Source organism: Paramixta manurensis (assembly GCF_013285385.1).
GTDB classification, from domain to species: domain Bacteria; phylum Pseudomonadota; class Gammaproteobacteria; order Enterobacterales; family Enterobacteriaceae; genus Paramixta; species Paramixta manurensis.
In genome coordinates, this window is the sequence record NZ_CP054212.1 from 2291874 (window position 1) to 2310826 (window position 18953).

At 53.9% G+C, this 18953-nt stretch carries 16 protein-coding genes; 5 read left to right on the top strand and 11 right to left on the bottom strand.

Annotation, left to right across the window (positions count from 1 at the left end):
* Window positions 1-27 precede the first annotated feature (27 nt).
* A complete protein-coding gene (locus PMPD1_RS11150) occupies window positions 28-447 on the top strand; it encodes a DUF2946 domain-containing protein (RefSeq protein ID WP_173634101.1) in 420 nt (139 codons plus the stop codon).
* Window positions 448-527: 80 nt separating this feature from the next.
* The gene (locus PMPD1_RS11155) at window positions 528-2204 is read left to right on the top strand and encodes a DUF2534 family protein (RefSeq protein ID WP_173636196.1); all 1677 of its coding nucleotides are present in this window, start codon (window positions 528-530) and stop codon (window positions 2202-2204) included.
* A 45-nt stretch (window positions 2205-2249) separates the two neighbouring features.
* Here PMPD1_RS11155 and PMPD1_RS11160 read toward each other — a convergent pair whose 3' ends face one another.
* From PMPD1_RS11160 to PMPD1_RS11175, 4 genes are all read right to left on the bottom strand, one after another.
* Window positions 2250-3566: an MFS transporter gene (locus PMPD1_RS11160; protein WP_173634102.1), complete on the bottom strand. Its 1317-nt coding sequence runs from the start codon at window positions 3564-3566 to the stop codon at window positions 2250-2252.
* A gap of 83 nt (window positions 3567-3649) precedes the next feature.
* On the bottom strand, window positions 3650-4552 hold the full coding sequence (locus PMPD1_RS11165) for a dihydrodipicolinate synthase family protein (RefSeq protein WP_173634103.1): 903 nt from the start codon (window positions 4550-4552) through the stop codon (window positions 3650-3652).
* Entirely contained in the window at window positions 4549-5205 is a 657-nt protein-coding gene (locus PMPD1_RS11170; RefSeq protein ID WP_173634104.1) for a DAK2 domain-containing protein, read from the bottom strand. The genes PMPD1_RS11165 and PMPD1_RS11170 overlap by 4 nt, the downstream gene beginning before the upstream one ends.
* Entirely contained in the window at window positions 5189-6220 is a 1032-nt protein-coding gene (locus PMPD1_RS11175) for a dihydroxyacetone kinase subunit DhaK (RefSeq protein ID WP_173634105.1), read from the bottom strand. Before PMPD1_RS11175 ends, PMPD1_RS11170 begins: the two co-directional genes overlap by 17 nt.
* Window positions 6221-6428: 208 nt before the next feature.
* Between PMPD1_RS11175 and PMPD1_RS11180 the strand changes: the two genes are divergently transcribed.
* Window positions 6429-7487 (top strand): LacI family DNA-binding transcriptional regulator, encoded by a 1059-nt coding sequence (locus PMPD1_RS11180; RefSeq protein ID WP_173634106.1) that lies wholly within the window; start codon window positions 6429-6431, stop codon window positions 7485-7487.
* Here PMPD1_RS11180 and PMPD1_RS11185 read toward each other — a convergent pair.
* Both PMPD1_RS11185 and cysI read right to left on the bottom strand, forming a co-directional pair.
* Complete coding sequence (locus PMPD1_RS11185) at window positions 7453-7746, bottom strand: DUF2623 family protein (protein ID WP_173634107.1); 294 nt, start codon at window positions 7744-7746, stop codon at window positions 7453-7455. The two genes, PMPD1_RS11180 and PMPD1_RS11185, sit on opposite strands and share 35 nt — an antisense overlap.
* 105 nt (window positions 7747-7851) lie before the next feature.
* The gene (gene cysI, locus PMPD1_RS11190; RefSeq protein ID WP_173634108.1) at window positions 7852-9543 is read right to left on the bottom strand and encodes an assimilatory sulfite reductase (NADPH) hemoprotein subunit; all 1692 of its coding nucleotides are present in this window, start codon (window positions 9541-9543) and stop codon (window positions 7852-7854) included.
* Between the two features lie 260 nt (window positions 9544-9803).
* On the opposite strand from cysI, the gene PMPD1_RS11195 reads away from it, so the two are divergent.
* Window positions 9804-10154: a hypothetical protein gene (locus tag PMPD1_RS11195; protein WP_173634109.1), complete on the top strand. Its 351-nt coding sequence runs from the start codon at window positions 9804-9806 to the stop codon at window positions 10152-10154.
* A 21-nt stretch (window positions 10155-10175) separates the two neighbouring features.
* Here the strand turns inward: PMPD1_RS11195 and PMPD1_RS11200 are convergent, their stop codons facing one another.
* From PMPD1_RS11200 to PMPD1_RS11215, 4 genes are all read right to left on the bottom strand, one after another.
* A complete protein-coding gene (locus PMPD1_RS11200) occupies window positions 10176-11018 on the bottom strand; it encodes an arylamine N-acetyltransferase family protein (RefSeq protein WP_173634110.1) in 843 nt (280 codons plus the stop codon).
* A gap of 71 nt (window positions 11019-11089) precedes the next feature.
* The gene (locus PMPD1_RS11205; protein ID WP_354292863.1) at window positions 11090-11857 is read right to left on the bottom strand and encodes a phosphate/phosphite/phosphonate ABC transporter substrate-binding protein; all 768 of its coding nucleotides are present in this window, start codon (window positions 11855-11857) and stop codon (window positions 11090-11092) included.
* Window positions 11812-12837, bottom strand: coding sequence for a fatty acid desaturase (locus PMPD1_RS11210; protein ID WP_173634111.1), 1026 nt, complete (start codon window positions 12835-12837; stop codon window positions 11812-11814). The genes PMPD1_RS11205 and PMPD1_RS11210 overlap by 46 nt, the downstream gene beginning before the upstream one ends.
* 111 nt (window positions 12838-12948) lie before the next feature.
* On the bottom strand, window positions 12949-15177 hold the full coding sequence (locus PMPD1_RS11215) for an EAL domain-containing protein (protein ID WP_173634112.1): 2229 nt from the start codon (window positions 15175-15177) through the stop codon (window positions 12949-12951).
* 356 nt (window positions 15178-15533) lie between these two features.
* On the opposite strand from PMPD1_RS11215, the gene pqqU reads away from it, so the two are divergent.
* Entirely contained in the window at window positions 15534-17690 is a 2157-nt protein-coding gene (pqqU, locus tag PMPD1_RS11220; protein WP_173634113.1) for a TonB-dependent receptor PqqU, read from the top strand.
* A gap of 16 nt (window positions 17691-17706) precedes the next feature.
* Here pqqU and PMPD1_RS11225 read toward each other — a convergent pair whose 3' ends face one another.
* The gene (locus PMPD1_RS11225; RefSeq protein WP_173634114.1) at window positions 17707-18810 is read right to left on the bottom strand and encodes an AbrB family transcriptional regulator; all 1104 of its coding nucleotides are present in this window, start codon (window positions 18808-18810) and stop codon (window positions 17707-17709) included.
* Between the last annotated feature and the right edge of the window lie 143 nt (window positions 18811-18953).

Below are 18953 nucleotides of genomic sequence, written 5' to 3' on the forward strand. Positions count from 1 at the left end.
AATAGTGGACCGGTAATCGCCCCGTCAATGAAATCATCGCGCTTAACACAACAATCCTTTACCGCTTGGTTAGCCATCGCGGCGGTATTGTTGTTGTTTGTGGCACCGGTAATATCAAAAACGCTGGCTCAGCAGCAGCCCGACGCGATGAGCAGCATGACGATGGTTAACATGCCGATGATGCACACGATGCCATCAACCGACAGCATGCACGGCGTTCATCATGCCGCGATGGACCACAGTATGCCGGGCGATGACGGTTTCGCCTGCGGTTACTGCGAGCTGTTAGTCCACGTCCCGCTAATGGTCTGGATTTTTATCCCGTTCATTTGGTTAATTCTGCGCATTTCCCACGCCCCGCCGGTACCCGCCGTCGTTGGCAACGAAGTCCGTCGTAACGATAGTTTTCACCATCCCCGCGCCCCCCCATTGGCTTTTTCAGCATGATTGATTAATAAGGTCATTTTTCGCCGTCAGGTACAGCGGAAAGTGGCGTACGCTTTTATCCTGAAAAAGGTGAATGGATGATGTCCTCTTCAACCTATGCCACTTCAGCACCGCGTGGCGCGGTACTGAATTTGCTACGACGTTTGCATTTTTATATCGGGCTGTTCATTGCGCCATTTATTTTTATCGCCGCGCTCACCGGGACGTTGTATGTCCTGACGCCGCAAATAGAAAACCTGCTCTATGCCGAGGCGTTAACTGCGCAACCGCAAGGGACCGCGCACTCGCTTGCCGAACAGATCGCCGTCGCGCGGCGTTATGCTGGTCAGCAAACCGCGATCTATGCCGTACGTCCGGCGCCAAATACGGCTGAAACCACCCGCGTGCAATTTGCCGACCCGGCGTTAGGCCCGTCCGAGTCGCGCGCCATTTTTATCGATCCCTACAGTCTGGCAATAAAAGGCGATATGACGGTCTATGGCACCTCGGGCATTCTGCCATTACGGACCTGGCTGGACCAACTGCACCGTGGGCTATTATTGGGCGACATCGGGCGCAATTACAGCGAACTGGCCGCTTCATGGTTATGGGTTGCCGCATTAGGCGGCGTCTTGTTGTGGTGGGAAAACCGCCCGCGTCGTCGGGTTAAAATGCGTCCGGGAGGCGCTGCCGCCACCCGTTATCAACATATGACGCTGGGGCTATTGCTGTTAGGCGGGCTGCTATTTTTCTCTGCCACCGGCTTAACCTGGTCACAGTGGGCGGGCGGAAATATTGATAAATTGCGCAGCGAACTGGGCTGGCTGACGCCCCAAGTCAAGACCGCGCTGGTCAGCAGCTCGCCGGTTGCGTCAGCCGGGCCTCATGCGGAACATCACGCCGCGATGATGCCGGGGATGGATATGTCAGCCCCCAGTCTACGGTCGGATAATCCGGCCAATGGCGACTGGGACCGCGTATTACAGGTAGCACGTCAGGCGGGTATTCGCGCGGCAAAAGTTGAATTACGTCCGGCATCAGCAAACCAGGCCTGGACGGTGACCGAGGTGGATCGCAGTTGGCCAACCCGTGTCGATGCAGTCTCGGTGAACCCACACAACTTTAACGTAATGGACCAGGTTCGGTTCGCTAACTTTCCTTTGGTAGCGAAACTCACGCGCTGGGGCGTTGATGCCCATATGGGGATCCTGTTCGGTTGGCCGAATCAGCTTCTGTTAGCGCTGTTTGGCGTAGGCCTGTGCGCGATGATTGTGTTGGGATACCGCCTGTGGTGGTTACGCCGCCCTGCCGCCGCGCCTGCGCGTTCGCTACAAACACTGATTACCGCCTGGCAAAGGTTAGCATTGAGCGGTAAAATCGTCAGCCTTCTGCTGGCGTTGACGTTAGGTTACCTGCTGCCAACCATGGGCGTAAGCCTGCTGGCTTTTCTGTTGATTGACACTCTACGCGGGCAGCAGCATCAGCGCCGCTCTGCCGCCGGTTTTGTACCCCAAACAAGGTTTTTCGATATGCGAAAAGAAACACGCCGTTTTATCTCTGCCATAGTGATCGTCCTACTAACCGCCCTGGTGGTGATGACCCGCGTGATGATTGGCGGAGCGATGGATGAATACCACATACCGTTCAGTGACTGGACGGCAGAAATGTATGTGACGCAAGGGTTGATGATACTGGTGTATTCCTGCGTGTTTACCGGGTTGTTGTCGATCCCACTGTGGTATTGGTTTTTAGGCGAAAAAGAGTCTGAACAGGCGTAATACGTTGCATGGCCGGTGGAACCGGCCATGCCCCTCCGCGTTCGATTACTCGTTCCTCTGTCCGGCCATTTCCGGTATGGGATCTTTTAAAATTAAACCGTACGCGATTGCCCCAACCAGCAACATTACCGCGCCGGAAAGGAACACCAGCGTAAAACTCCCGGTACGATCGAGAATCAACCCGGCTAATACCGGCGCCAGCGCCGCGCCGATAAAACCGCCAAAGTTCTGAATTGACCCTAATGATCCCACCGATCCTGGTGGCGCTACATCGGTTGCTAACACCCAAATAACGCCGGACGGCAGTTGAGCGCCAAAATAACCAAGGGTTAACAACAGTACGGATAAAAACGTACTATGGATAAAGGGCACTGGCGCAACCGCACAAGCCGCTAATAATGCTCCGCCCACGATAACCGTTTTGCGCGCCCGAATGGTTGCTACTCCTTTGCGTATCAAGGCATCGGAAATCCAGCCGCCGACCAGTACGCCAATGATGCCTGCAAGATACGGTATGGCGGCAATCCAGCCGGTATTCATTAAGCTGAGATGGCGTTCCTGTTCCAGGTAACGCGGTAACCAGGAAAGGTAGATCCACACGGTAAAGTAAATGCCAAAACAGCCGACAATCATCCCCCAGGTTGAGCGCTCTTTAAATAACGAACGCCACGAGCGCGAGATGCCAGGCGTATCACCCGTCGCCATTTCGCCCTGCGTTTTAAGATCCTGTTGCTCGTGCGCTTCGGGTTCGCGGTACATTTTCAGCCAAACCAGCAACACCACTAAGCCTACAATACCAATCACCACAAACATGCTACGCCAGCCAAGGGTGACCAACAGAATGGTTAAAATAGGTGGCGCAATGGCATTAGCGATTTGTGAACCGGTGTTAAATACCGCCGTCGGCAGGCCACGTTCTTCTTTTGCGAACCAGGCGTTAGTCACTTTAATACCCGAGGTAAAAAACGGGGATTCCGCCACTCCCAACAAAACCCGCATCGCATACAGCAAACCAAAGCCGCTAGCCAAAGAACTGATAATGGTCACCAACGACCAACCGCCTGCGGCCCAGGCGAACATCTTTTTCGGGCCGAAACGATCAACCAGCCAGCCTGCAGGAAGATTAGCCAGCGCGTAAGGCCAGAGGAAAGCCGAAAGCAATAATCCCATTTGGAATGAAGATAACCCAAACTCTGCGGCGATAGTGGAGTTGGCGATGCTGAGATTCGCGCGGTCAAGATAGTTGGTCACCGCCGCCAGCAAAATAATTAACACCAGATACCAACGCAACCGGCTCCCCGCAATATGCGGACGAGCCGGGGACTGAATCCGCGCGGGCGCGGCAGGATAAGATTTTCTCATTATGGTCATCCACAGCGGCACCATGCCGCTCAATCAAAAGAGAAGGTTTCCGGCACGACAGCCCAACGTGCGCAACAATATGGTCAGACTAATCCCGCCTCCTGCTCCAGGATGGTTAACTGATTGATCAGGTCGGCGGCGGCCTCAGGGCTTAAATCACGCTGTGGCGCGCGCATTGAGCCGGCGGCGATCCCACGATGCGCCAGACCCGCTTTAAAAAAGGCCATATTGCTGCCATTGCGTAGCGTTTCACAGAAGCGGTTGGCGCGCCGCTGCGCCCGGCGCGCGGCATCAATATCACCATCTTGCCAGGCTTTCCAAACCGCGATAAAAGGCTCGGGGTACACGCAAGAAACGCCAGATACCACGCCATCACATCCCATCGCTAGCGCAGGCAAGAATAGCCGGTCGGCTCCCACCACCACGGAAAAAGTTTCCTGATTCAGCGTGAGATAGTGATTAACTGTCAGATAGTCGGGATAACTGTATTTGATACCAACCACATTCGGGCAACGATCGGCAACACGTTGTGCCACTTCCGCGCTCAGGTTGTTGGCGGCGCACTGCGGAATATTGTAGAGATACACAGGGAAGTCTTCCGGCACCGATTGGGCTACGTTGATAAAGTAATGCGCCAGTTCTTCATCCGTGGCGCCGAAAAACGCCGGGGTTACCACACCGATCCCATCCGCGCCGCTGTGCCAGGCATGTTGCGCCAGCGCCAATGTTTCACGCTGCGTCATGGCACCGACGTGGATATACACCGTCGCTCGTCGATCATTCTGTTTGATGACGGTTTCCGCTACCTGCTTACGCTCCTGCTCGCTCAGCCGCAACATCTCGCCAGTGGTGCCCAACGGATAAAGGCAGTGCACGCCTTTCGTCACTAAAAAATCGGTAAGCTGCGCGATGGCCGCCAGATCAACGGCGCCATCGGCGGCGAACGGTGTCACCATCGCGGTCGTAATGCCTGTTAGCTTTTTCATTTTTCCCCCTGTTGAAGGTTGTCAACAAATTGCCGCAACTGTTCAAAAAGCAATAACGCCACACTACCGCCCGCATCGGGCAGCCCCAGACTTTTTTCACCAAACACTGCCGCTTTACCGTGCTGCGGTAACATGGTGCGTGTCGCCTGAAGTCCTTGCCGTGCGGCCTGTTCCGCCGCCACGACTGCGTGGGCCAGGCTGTCCTGCTGGCGAGCGCTTTCTCGCAATGCTTCAACTGCCGGCAATAGCACGTCAACCACCGTTTTATCGCCGGGTTGCGCTCCGCCTCGGGCCTGAATCCCCGCGGCGAAAGCGCTAAATAGCTGCGCCAGCGCCGGAACATCGAGCCGCAATAGTTGCTCATCCAGCGCTTTGCCGCCGCGCAAAAAACCGGTCGCCATCAGCGTTCCCATGGTTGACGGCGCCGCTTTGGCCATCGCCATTCCCCATTGAACCAGGCATTGCGCCGGGGTATGCGTTTCCGACAAAGGCAACGCCGCCGCCGCGCGGAACGCTTTACTCATGGTTAAACCAAGGTCGCCATCGCCCACCTGTTGATCTAACTCAATTAGGCTAGACTTCTGCCGCTCAATCTCTGCTGCCCAAACCGCCATTAGCGCCCGACAAGCGGTAGCATCAAGATGGGTTACCATGTTCCCCCTCCGTAATGGCGAATTGTGTAAAAAAGGGCGTATGAGCCGGTTGGGCCAGATAACCCCGTAACTCAGCGTCAACCCGACAGAGAGAGAGTGAAAAGCCAGTCATCTCCATCGCAGTCGCGAATTCGCCGCACCAGACATGGAAAACCTGAATCCCCTGTTCGGCTAATCGTCGATGAATATGGCGATAGAGAATATAGAGTTCATCCTGCGGCGTGGCGCCGAGGCCGTTGATGAGTACCGCTACGCTATCGCCAGGTGCAAAGGTCAATTCAGCCAGCAAGATAGGCAGCAAACGATCGACCACAATGTTGGCATCGGCTTGCGCTTCTTGTGCAATACCGGGTTCGCCATGGATCCCCATGCCAACCTCCATCACTCCTTCTGCTACGCTAAAGGCCGGTTTACCCACTTCAGGAATAATGCAGGGCGTCAACGCAACGCCGAGGCTTTTGGTGGCCGCGCCGGTTTTTTCCGCGAGGCGAACCACTTCATCGAGTGCAAGCCCTTGCGCCGCCGCTGCTCCGGCGACTTTGTATTGAAAAAAAATTCCCGCAACGCCGCGTCGTTTATCATGCCGCTCAGCCGGGGCCGATCCGACATCATCAGCCCCAACAACCGTGCGGGTCGTAATATCGTCAAACTCGGCCAACTCCGCAGCCATGCCGAAATTAATAAGATCGCCGGTATAATTGCCGAAAAGATAGAGCACCCCGGCGCCCCGATCGACAGCCTTGGTGACGTTCAGAATCTGCTCGGCAGAGGGCGACTGAAAAACATCGCCAACCGCGCAGCCATCCAACATGCCTTCGCCGACATAACCAAGGAACAGCGGTAGATGGCCGGAGCCTCCGCCGGTCACTATCGCCACTTTGCCACTAACCTGACGTGCGGCGACAAGGCAGTGAACATCATCATTGACGTAGCGTAACTGCCGTGGATGAGCCAGATAAATGCCTTCAAGCATCTCGGTGACGTAATCACTTGGCTGATTGATAAATTTTTTCATGCCCGCTCCCGTTGAACCATCGACTAACCTGGCGTGCGATAAATAATGGGAGGCAAGCATTTCAGCGGTAAACTAAAATTTTACTAAAATTTAACCTCAGATTTTAATTTGTGAGTCACATCACAGGCCGCTTTCCGTTTCACTGCCTACACTGCACAAGACAAATTAAATCCTTTGGTAGTGCTTTATTGCTGTTAGGGAAAACTGAATGGCGAAAATAAAAGATATTGCGCAACGCGCCGGAGTTTCATTAAGTGCGGTTTCGATTGCATTAAATGGCAAACCGGGATTAAGCGTTGCCACGCGTGAGCGTATTTTGACGCTGGCGCATGAGTTAAATTATCAATCAGCCAGTAAGAAAACGCACAAAGGTACGTTACGGTTTTTAAAAATCGCGCTGCATGGCAATACGGTAAATGATGCGCACCAGCTATTTATTAGTGGCTATATCGACGGTATGTTAGAACAAGCCAGTCAGGCCGGGTTTACGCTAGAAGTGGTCAGTTATCAGGGGATTAGCGTAGAGGATATGGTTAGCCGCGAAAGTCGCATGCCGCCGGTTAGCGGCTTAGTGATTTTGGGTACCGAGTTTGAACAACATGATTTTCAGCCGTTACGTCGCTTAACCACTCCTTTTGTTATTATCGATAATGTTAATGACTTTTTGCCGTATGATTTCATTAACATGAATAACCGTAGTGCGGTATATAAAATATTACAGCATTTTCAGCGACGCGGATTAACGCACATTGGCTTAATTACCAGTGATGCTCATACCCCTAATTTCAAGCAACGTGAACAGGCATTTATAGAGTTAATTTCGCAAACTAATTTATTATTTCAACCGCATGACATCATTCGCGTCAACTCAACGCGAGACGATGCCTGTCGAACAATGACGCAATTATTACAGGATAACCATCCATTAGCGGAGGGGTATTTTTGTGTTAATGACATTATCGCCAGCGGCTGTATTAAGGCGTTGAAGGCACACCATATTGCGGTGCCGGAACGGGTATCTTTTATTGGCTTTGACGATCTACCTATTTCGGCGGTGATGGATCCGCCGCTGACCACTATTCAGGTATTTAACAGCAAAATAGGCGCAGCAGCCATTGAGGTACTACTCAAGCGCCTCAGCGCGCCCCCGGCCCGTGCCAGTATTAACGTGCTGATCTGCGGTGAGCTGATTCGCCGTGAGAGCGTCAGGCGCAATAACGAGCCGTTGAACACTAGCGCTGAAGCGTTTGGTTGTAACCGACGCTAAAGAATTTACGCGGCAAGGTGTTGGCGCTGTCGGAAAAAAACTCCTCCATCAACTCCCCGCTCAGGCCGTAAGCACGGCAAAGCAGACCCGCTTTAAACGCTGCCTGGTTCTCGTCGCCGGAACTCTCGGCTAAATGGTGCGCATAGCCGAGAATAAAACCCCGTTTGTAATCCGAACAAAATTTTGACAGTGCCTCTGCCGGTTTGGCGTTATCCGCTCTCAAACCGGCCATTAACCCTTTACCGAAATGATTTTGCATATCAGGCCCACCCCTTCGTTATATAATCCATTATATAACGAAAATGAAGCAGGTGAACATACCTGGAAAGTTTTATCTTCGCCTGAAAAAGGCCTCTTTTGCGGCTCAGGAGAGATGGAAATCCTTTGCCGAATCCACCACCGGGATCACCACACCACTACGCACCACATAATCGCCAAACCCTTCTCCGGCGGTGCGCCCACTCGCCCAACGTCCAATCAAATCATCAACTTCGTTTAGAATAGTATTGACGTCGATATTGTCGCGATACAGGCGCGGGATGCGCGTTCCTTCGCGATTTCCGCCGATATACAAGCTATAGCGTCCCGGCGCGCGGCCAACCAGCCCCATTTCGGCCAACATTGCGCGCCCACAGCCATTTGGGCAGCCAGTAATACGGAAAATCAGCGCCTCGTCGGGTATACCATGCCGTTGTAAAAGCGTTTCCAGCGCCTGAATAAAGTCAGGCAACACCCGTTCAGCTTCCGCCATGGCTAAAGGGCAAGTCGGAAAGGAAACGCAGGCCATGGCGCTTTTACGCTGGGGCGACAACTCGTCACGCACCAGGCCGTAGCGGCGAGCCAACCCATCAATCTGTTCCCGATTAGTTTCGTCTACGCCGGCAATAATCAGGTTTTGGTTCGCCGTCAGACGAAAATCGCCGCGATGAATGCGGGCAATTTCTGCGACACCACTTTTCAGGGGCGAATCCGCCTTATCCACTAAACGCCCGGAAGGAATAAATAACGTCAGATGATATTTGCCATCGACGCCCGCGACCCAACCAATGCGATCGCCGCGACCGGTGAACGCATACGCTTGCGCCGGTGCAAAGGTATGCCCGGAACGGCGTTCTACTTCAGCCTTGAACACCTCAACGCCAACACGCTCAAGCGTATATTTTGTTTTCGCATTGCGACGATTGGTTCGGTTGCCCCAGTCACGCTGCGTTGACACCACCGCTTCTGCCACCGCCAGCGTGGCTTCTGGCGCAATAAAACCAAACTCACTGGCTAACCGAGGCCAGGTTGAATTATCGCCTTGCGTCATTGCCAAACCACCGCCGACCAGCACGTTAAATCCAATCAGTTTGCCCTGCTCGCCTATCGCCACGAAACTGAGATCGTTGGCATGCAGGTCAACATCATTTTGCGGAGGAATAACCACGGCGGTTTTAAATTTACGCGGCAGATAGCTGTTTCCCAATATCGGTTCCTCTTCCGGCTGCATGACCTTCTCTTTATCCAGCCAGACTTCGGCATACGCATTGGTACGTGGCAACAGGTGCTCGGAGATTTTTTTCGCCCACTCATACGCTTGCTGATGAAGCGCCGATTCTACCGGGTTGGCGGTACAGAGTACGTTACGGTTCACGTCGCCGGCCGTGGCGCGAGAATCCAGCCCCAGCCGATGCAGAAGTTGATGAACCGGTTTGATGTTCTGTTTCAACACGCCATGAAACTGCACCGTCTGCCGGTTAGTAATCCGGATACTGCCATATTGGGTATGCTCACGCGCAAACTGATCGATCCCCAGCCATTGTTGTGGCGTAATGATGCCACCCGGTAGCCGGACGCGCAGCATCACGGTATGTAACGGCTCCAGCTTTTGCGCGACGCGCTCTTGTCGAATATCGCGATCATCTTGCTGATACATCCCATGGAAACGGATTAACTGAAAATTATCACCGGTAAAGCCACCGGTTAGCGCATCCGCTAAATCGTCGCGAATCGTGCCTCTTAGCAAGTTACTTTCGCTTTTTAGACGTTCATTATCGGATAATTTGTCATTACTCACGGCCACACCTCATCTGCTTTTATCGTCAACGGCAGTGAAACATGGTCGTCGTGGTTTAAACAGCAACAGTCCGCGCCAATCAGGGCATAACAGCGTAATGCTTTTGCTATAAGCCATAACGCCATGTAATAAGGCCGATGAGAACAGAGGATGCTTTCCTGACCGCTTGCGTTTGGTGTCCTGCCACAATGTCTTCTACGCTTGTAACACACCCGAAGCCATTTGCGGCGGTACACCGCCCGTTGTCAGAAGGAGATGCGATGAGACTGTTTACTTCCTTGCTTGCCGGTATCATTGGCATTGGCATTGGCGTCGCCCATGCCGCTGAGGATATTGACGCGCAAACCGGCAGTTATATTGCCAGCCTATGCGCTGTCGCTTCACAAGAAAATGCGCCTACCTCCGCCGATGATTATGTGGCGCAGATTGAACGCGCGCAGGTACGTGGTCAATCGCCTTCCGCGATCAGTAAACCGACGTTTGATCGCGATGAAGCCCATAAAGTCGCCACCGCATGGATGACGCTAAGCGATGAGGTCAAAAAGAGAACCCTGTTCAATCCGGCAGGTTGTGAATCGGCGGTAGCCGACGCCTGGAAAAAACAGTCGTAGCGGCGTCATTAAGTGACAATGTCACTCCCGCGGCGTTTCCGGCTGGCGCAAGCTGGCCATCATTGCGCTGAATTGTTCGATAGAAACGCCATAATGCGGATCATCAAGGCGTAAACCAAAGCGTGGCAGCCACTGGCGATACAGCGTTTCATCATCGACGCTCTCGCGCTGTAGATTGCCTTGTGCATCATAACGGCTTAATTGATGATTATTTACTGCCAGCGCCCCGCCCTCGGTAAGTTGCCGGGACAGCAGTAAATGGTGACGAAAGTGCGAATCAGGCCAGTGGGATACGTAGTAGTTGGCCATCTCATAATCGGCCGGATATTGCGTTTCTAGCGTAAAACGATACAGCGGTTGCCAGTCAGCCGCTTGCCGACAAACCAACAGGTAATCGTGTTCTATACGCTGTAATTGATAAGTGCCGTGCGGCGTGTGCTGCGTAACATCGGTGCGCAAACGTAGCGGCGCGGTCAGCGTCTTTCCGCCAAAACCAACATCGGCAATCCAGCGCTCTCCGGCAAGCGTTATCAATAACAACTTATGCGTGCGCGGCGGTAAGGTTGGCGGCGCGGCAATCAATACCCGCGCCGCCAGACCCTCAACCTGAAAGCCCAACGCCTGTAGGCCTGCGGCGAACAGCGCGTTCTGTTCATAGCAGTAGCCGCCGCGCCCTGCCTCAATCAGTTTCGCGAAAATCGCCTGCTGATCGAGCAATATTGGACGTGAGAGCAACACATCCAGGTTTTCAAACGGAATGGCGCATGGATGAAGTAAGTGTAGTTGCGTCAGCGTTTCTAGCGTCGGCTGACGCGAACCGTGATAGCCAATACGCGTAAACCAAGCACCGAGGTCAAAGCTCATGAGCTGCTCCAGCAATAATCAGATGAGATGGGTATAGCTCAATCTCATCACATCATGTGCTTTCTGGTGCGCTATAACCGGCCGCTACCTGCCGCCAAGGCACGTTGACCGATTACCTCCCACGCTTTGCGCGGCAAAGGTGAAAAGCCGGTAATCAATAGCGCGTCGGCGGCAGTCCCGGCAACGCTTGCCGCCAACGCCTGCTGTAAGGCAAGGCATTGCCGATCAGAGGCATTGCTATGTGTAATTAGCGGTAACCCCGGCGTGGCGTCAGTTTGCGCAATAACGCGCAACCCTTCGAGCGCAGCAGGCTGCTCTTGTTTCAGTAATGCCCAGGTAACGCAATCAATCGCTGCAATATCCGCTTCGCCGCGGCGCACCATCGCCATGCTATTAACGTGCGCGCCGCTGGCGCGGGAATCACCAAAAAAGCGCCCTTGATCAGCCAATGGCGCAATTAACGCCCGCAAGGCATGGTAGCCGGACTGAGAATCTTCGCTGTTCCAGGCGACGGTAGCACCGCGAAATGCAGTGAGGGATTGACGGTTATCGTCGGCACGCACCACTATCCAGCTACGATAATTTGGCCCTTCACAACCGTCGGCGGCGTAGTGAAAGGCGCCGAGTACCCGCACCTGTGGCAAGAGATGGACTAACGGATAGCCACAGGTTTGGCTAAGTAACAGATCTGGCTGACGCCAGTGCGGCAACAAATCCTGCGGCCAAACTAACGCCGCAGGCGCTTCAATCTCATCAGCCAGCAACCGCGCCCGTAGCGACTGCCAAAAAAGGTTTACGGCGTCTCGATTGAGGCCGTACATGGGAAGGGAGACCTGCATTCTGCTCCTTGTAACTCTGTACCTGGCGCTGCTGGCGATAAAGGGTGAACCGTTACGTCAATCGGTTTCACCGCGTATTGCCGCAGCCACACGCCATAACCTTGCACCACATACCCGCCGCTACGCTTATGATAAGCCTGACGTTCTGCATGATACACCTGCGGTAATCCATACCAGGGCAAGCCCGGCAGATCGTGATGCACTAAATGATAGTTCAGATTCAAAAACAGCAAGCGCCACGGCCAGGCGGCTTCATTGATGACTGAACGTGTCTCCGGCGCTTCTTCCGCGCGGTGTTCATAAAAGGAACGCACCTTAGTCAGGCTCAGCGCCGGTAAGGCAATGGTCAGCACATACCAGAGTGCTGAAATGCCCTGCTGCCGCAGCCAGTAAAACATGACCAGTAGCAAAATGCCATGCACCAGCCACATGCCAATCGCCCGCAGATTGACGGCGAATAACGCACTTACCGCGCTGCGTAAGGTTAAGGCGATATCCAGCCACGGCCCCATCAGCACACGTCCACTAAACGTATTACGCACCCGCGCCAACAGCGGCAACAGGCGTGGGTAGCGTTGCCATTGTTCAGGGCTAAAATAGTAGGTTTCCGGATCTTCGTGCGGCGTAGTGAGATGGTCATTACGATGATGCTGAATATGCGAATCACGATACAGACCATACGGATAGAACACCGCCAACGGCGCGAGGCCAAATAACTGGTTGAACCCTGCATGGCGGGTCGGATGCCCGTGAATTAACTCATGCTGTAGTGACATATACCAGCAAGTCAGTAGCAGTAACAGTGGCGTACCGAGCCACGGCCCAATAGCGTGCCAAAACAAGGTGCCGCATCCCCATCCGCCATATATCACCGCTATCAGCCCCCAAGTCGGTAACTCCAGACGCCAATACCAGCGCCGGGAAAGCTGTTTAATCCAGGCGCGTTGCGCCGCATGTAGATAATGACTGTGTGATGACATTGGTAGGCTTCCCGTAATAAGCTGGCCTGATTATCACCGGGCAGCCTTGGCGGGAAAACTAACCAAAGTTGAAAAGCTTAGCGATAAAAAGCAAATGGCTCTTATCGAAATTTAGGAAACGCTCCCCTGCTGTAGCGGATGCCTGCCAGCCACAAAGAGTGCCAATAACTCCCCTAATTTATCGGCCGGTAATGGGCGACTTAAATAATACCCCTGAATTTCATCGCAGCCTTCGGCCTGTACCTTGCGCAGTTGCCCGGCGGTTTCAATGCCCTCGGCGGTGATTATCATACCGAGGCTCGCACCTAAACCGGCTATCGCCCGAATGATCGCCATTGACTCGCGGGTATGGTCCATATCACGGATAAACGACTGATCGATCTTAATTTTATCGAACGGGAATTTTTGTAGATAGCTGAGAGAAGAGTAACCGGTGCCGAAATCATCCATTGAAATTCGAATGCCTAACGCGCGTAACCGATGTAAGGTATCAAGATTCGCATTGGTGTCATTCATCATGGCTCCCTCGGTAATTTCCAGGTCGAGGCGATGTCCGGCAAGGCCAGAAATCTTCAGCGCATGTTGAACATCATCCACCAGCGTTTCACTGTGAAACTGATGCGGCGAAAGGTTAACCGAAACGCTCATCGCCACTGGCCAGTTACGCGCCTCCTGACAGGCGGTTTCCAACACCCAGCGCCCGATGGCGGTGATCACGCCAATCTCTTCCGCCAGCGGAATAAACTCCGCCGGCGAGATCATCCCCCGCTCGGGGTGACGCCAACGGATCAAGGCCTCGCAGCCACAGAGCCGCTGTGTATCAAGCTTCATCAGTGGCTGGTAATAAACTTCAAACTCCTGACGGGAGAGCGCGCCACGGAGATCAATTTCCAGCGCCCGGCGCGCCTGCATGCGGGTATCGGCAGCGGTTTCAAAGAAACGGTACAGCCCTTTCCCTTCATTCTTGGCCCGATAAAGCGCCATGTCGGCGTTTTTAATCAACATTTCCGCGCTGTCACCATCGCCGGGCGCCAACGCAATACCAATGCTGGCTTCCATATCCAGGCTGTGCCCGTCAATTAACCACGGCTGCGCCAGGGATTTAATAATTTGTGCCGCAAACGGCGTTGCCGCATCGGAACCGTCATCTACCGGCAGCAGTAAGGCGAACTCATCGGCGCCCAGCCGCCCAAGCAAATCCCCGCTTTGCGTGAGCTTTTGCAACCGATCTGCAACGGCAATCAATAGTGCATCGCCGATCGGGTGACCGAGCGTGTCATTGACGGTTTTGAAACGATCCAGATTGATCAGCAGCAGCGCGCTAGGCGGCGATGCTTGCAGATGTTTATTTAATAACTGCTCGAAGGTATGGCGATTGAGCAGCCCGGTCAGAACATCGTGATGCGCCAGATGACTAATCCGCGCTTCGGCTTGCGCACGCTCGCTAATCTGTTGCTGAAGTAGCGCCAGCGCCCGGGCTAACGCACCCAACTCATCGGAACGTTGTAAATGGGGAATGGCAACCGATTTAGTACCTTTGCCGATGCGGTTCATGGTGAGGATCAGGGTTTGCAGCGGCCGGGCCAGGTTAGCGCCCAGTAGCAGGAGCAGAACCAGCAACAACAGACCGGCAGCGACGGTTCCGGCGGTGAGTTTGGATGACAACAACACGGCTGACGTATGAATAGCGGTGAGTGGCGTACTAACTTCAATAATGCCGCGGACATCACCCAGCTTCCAGTCACGCTTTGGCGACTGCGGACTGTGGTTATGACAATCGACGCAACTCTGCTCCATGCGATCGGCAATTGCGACATGCAACCATTCGCGCCCGTCCACTTTTTGCCGCTGAATAAATCGGCCATTCGGATGCTGAGTAAGATAATCCCACGCCTGTTGCTGATAGTTATCGAGGCGACGCGTGTGGCGCATTGGCCACGGATAGGGGCTAACCAGCGCCACCTGCTGATTTTCATTACTGATGGCTTTGGTGACATCCAAAATAAACGTCGTGGGAACCGGGATCGCCCCCGGCTGCTGATGATAATTGGCGCTGACCGGAATGTTGTCCTTCAGCGCACGCGCCGCGACATTATCGGAGTAAAACGCCCGCAACGTTTTCATTTCATTTGCCGTCAGCACACTTTTATCCACCGCGTGGTCAATGGCATCGCTAACCACAGCGCGCGGAACAAAAAAGGCCGTCGCGCAGACCAGCAACCCAACGGCAACAAAAGCCGGAACGATCAGCCGCCACAGCAGGGAGCGTTTCGCCGTCAGGCGGTACTCATCCGTAACCGGCGCGAGTGGCAACGCCTCGCCCGCTGGCCTGCTTGTCATTGTTTACTCCAGTAGTGAAGTGGGTGCCTGGATAATAAGAGAGGCAGAGTACCGCGCCATTAAAGTGCGCACAATAGCGGTCAGAGTTAAGGTAACTTATTAATAATGAACTAAAAAAGCATAACATCTCTGCTTTTTACAAATCGAACCGCAGAATAATAGCGCCCACTTAAATCGGCAGTGTTAACCACTGAAAAACGGATTTAACCCGGCAGAAAAATTAGCCGCCTAAGATTGAGCCGCGGTTGATAAACCCACGTCTGGAAAAATTCGTCGGTTAATTGCGTCATTTTCCGCATTTCACAATGTAACAACGTATAATGATTGATGTTTAATGACAGAACTAAGTGAAAAAAATGAAGGTTATCAGCATAAAACACACCGCACCTTTGCTTATCTTATCGGCATTATTGCCATGGAGCGCCTCGGCGGCGCAGAATACTGACGCCAGCGATAGCGCGCAAACCATGGTGGTGACCGCCTCCTCTGACGGGCTCTCCGAACTGGACACGCCAGCGGCGGTTAGCGTGGATAACGGCGATGATATACGGCAAGCCACGCCGCGCATAAATCTCTCAGAAAGCTTGGGTAACGTGCCGGGGTTACAAATTCAAAACCGCCAAAACTATGCGCAAGACCTACAGTTGTCGGTGCGCGGTTTTGGTTCGCGCTCAATGTATGGCGTGCGGGGCGTGCGAATTTATGTTGATGGCATTCCGGCGACGATGCCAGACGGTCAGGGGCAAACCTCGAATATCGATCTGAACTCGGTGGATCGAGTGGAAGTATTACGCGGCCCCTTTTCCGCACTCTACGGCAATGCCTCTGGCGGGGTGGTGAACGTTGAAACGGTCACCGGCTCACAGCCCACTACCGTTGAAGCCAGCAGCTATTACGGCAGTTACGGTAGCTGGCGTTACGGTTTGAAAGCGACCGGCGCCGTCGGTGATGGCAGCCAGGCTGGCGATGTAAATTACGCCGTCTCGACGACGCGTTTTACCACCCATGGCTATCGCGACCGCAGCAGCGCACAAAAAAACCTCGCCAATGCCAAACTCGGCGTACGGATTAATGATGTCAGCACCCTCACCTTGCTGTTCAATAGCGTCGATATTGATGCGCAAGATCCCGGTGGGTTGACCGATGAAGAGTGGCACAGTAACCCGACGCAATCGCCGCGCGCAGAACAATTTAATACCCGTAAAACCACCCGACAAACGCAGGCCGGTCTGCGCTATCAACGGCAGATGGGCGAAAATGATGACCTCAGCGTCATGATGTATGCCGGGGAGCGCGAGACGGTGCAATATCAGTCTATCCCGGTGTTTGTTCAGCAACGGAGCCCACAGCACCCTGGCGGAGTCATCGATCTTACGCGCCACTATCAGGGGATTGATACACGCTGGACTCACCGCGATAGCCTGGCAGGCGTGCCGGTCACCTTAACCGGTGGCCTTGATTACGAAACGCTGTCCGAACAGCGCAAAGGGTATGAGAACTTCGTCATTGAAAATGGCGAAACCCAGCTTGGTACCAAAGGCGCTTTGCGCCGTAATGAACGCAATTTGATGTGGAATGTCGATCCCTATCTGCAAACCTCATGGCAGCTCACGTCAAAACTGCGTTTTGATGCCGGCGTGCGTTTTAGTACCGTGAATTTCGATTCTAACGATCACTTTATTACCGCCGGTAACGGCGATGATAGCGGTGATGCGCGTTATCACCGTTGGTTACCGGCCGCCTCGCTCAACTATGCATTAACCAATGCCTGGAATCTGTATCTCTCCGCCGGACGTGGCTTTGAAACGCCAACCATTAATGAGCTGTCTTATCGCTCGGATAACCGTAGCGGGCTTAACTTCGATCTTAAACCTTCCACTAGCGATACGATTGAAGTCGGCAGCAAAACCCGAGTCGGCAACGGTTTGATTACCGCTGCCTTGTTCCAGACCGACACCAAAAACGAGTTAGTGGTGGATGAGAGCCTGAACGGACGTACCAGCTATAAAAATGCCGGACAAACCCGTCGGCGCGGCGCGGAGTTATCGCTAGACCAGCAATTTGGTGAGAACTGGCGGCTGCGTATGGCCTGGACGTTGCTTGATGCGACATATCGCAACCCGGTATGCGGTGACGCGGCTTGTTCAGAAGATGCCACTATTTCACGCGGTAGCCGCCTGCCCGGTATTGCATGCAATATGGGGTATGCGTCGCTCGGTTGGGTTCCGGAGGAAGGATGGTACGCCGGGGCGGAAATTCGCTATATGAGCGATATTCAGGCTAATGATCAAAATAGTGCGCAAGCACCGGCCTATAGCGTGACGGCATTAAATAGCGGTTATAAATTCCGTCATGAAAACTGGCTACTGGATGTGTTTGGGCGCGTCGATAATCTGTTTGACCGCCACTATGTTGGCTCAGTGATTGTTAATGAAGGCAACGGACGCTATTTCGAACCGGCGCCCGGCCGCAATTATGGTGTGGGCGTCTCCATCAGCTACGCCTTTGAATAACGCCCTGCCGCCCTGTTTACCGGGCGGTTTTTGGTGCGCTGTCGGGCGCGAATTTTCGCGCCATAAAACGCGACAGCGCAGGGCCAATCAACAATACCAAAATAAAGCGTCCGGTCTGCATTGCCATCACAAAAGGCATGTCCACGTTGCTGGAGGCGGCAATAATGGCCACTGAATCCGCGCCGCCGGGGCTGGTTGCTAAATAAGCGGTGAGCGGATCGATACCGGCAACCCGTACCAATACCACGGCGAACAGCCCGCACAGCCCCACTAAACTCAGAATCGACAACAAAATGCGCGGCGTGGCTTTTGCCGCATAACGTAAGATCGCGCGGTTGAAGCGTAGGCCAATCGTCCAGCCAACCAGCGCATAAGCGCACATCAGTAACAGCTGTGGAAGTTCGATCGTCAGGCTGTGGGTGTCTTGCAAGATTGCCGCGACAATTAGGCTAACCAGTAACGGCCCGGCCGGGATGCGTAACCAACGCGCCACCGCTACGCTGGCCGCAATCATAATTAGAGTGACGGCAAGCCCTCCCCAGGCAACCGGCGCGAATAGCACCAGTGCTGGCGCATGGGTGCCGCCCGGTGAAACCCAAAGCCGGGTAACCAGAGTGGCGACTACCGCAACAATCACCACGCGCAGATACTGCATAAATGCCACTAAGCGGACATCCGCGCCAAAACTCTCGGCCATCAGCGTCATGGCGGTTGCGGCGCCCGGCGATGAACCCCAAATCGCCGTCGAGCCGGGGAACACCTGCCAACGTGTGAGCAACCAACCTAACAATGTACTGGCAGCGATCACTGACAATACGCAGCCGACAAATATCGGCCACTGCTTGGTGATTTCAATAAAAATAGAGGCCGGGATCGCGCGGGCGATCATCGCCCCAACCACGCCTTGAGCGAGCCAGAACAGTGGCCGGGGTATTGCTAACATACGATCGCTGGCGGCAAACACGACCGCTGCCGCCATCGGCCCCAGTAACAGCGCGGCCGGTAAATGCAAACTTTCCAGCGCGGCGATAAATAGGATTGAAAGCGCGATCAACCCAACCCACCGCAACGGCATGGTGACAGCGGAGATTTCCTCTTCTTCCCGGGGATGACCGGTCATGTTGGCTCCTGTGCGAATACTGAATGACGGCGATGATACGACGCGCCGCAACGCGCAAACCAACCTAATGCATTATTCAGCAATCAAAAATTTAAAAAAGCATTTAGCGATTCATCATAACTTATTCAAATAAACACTTTTCG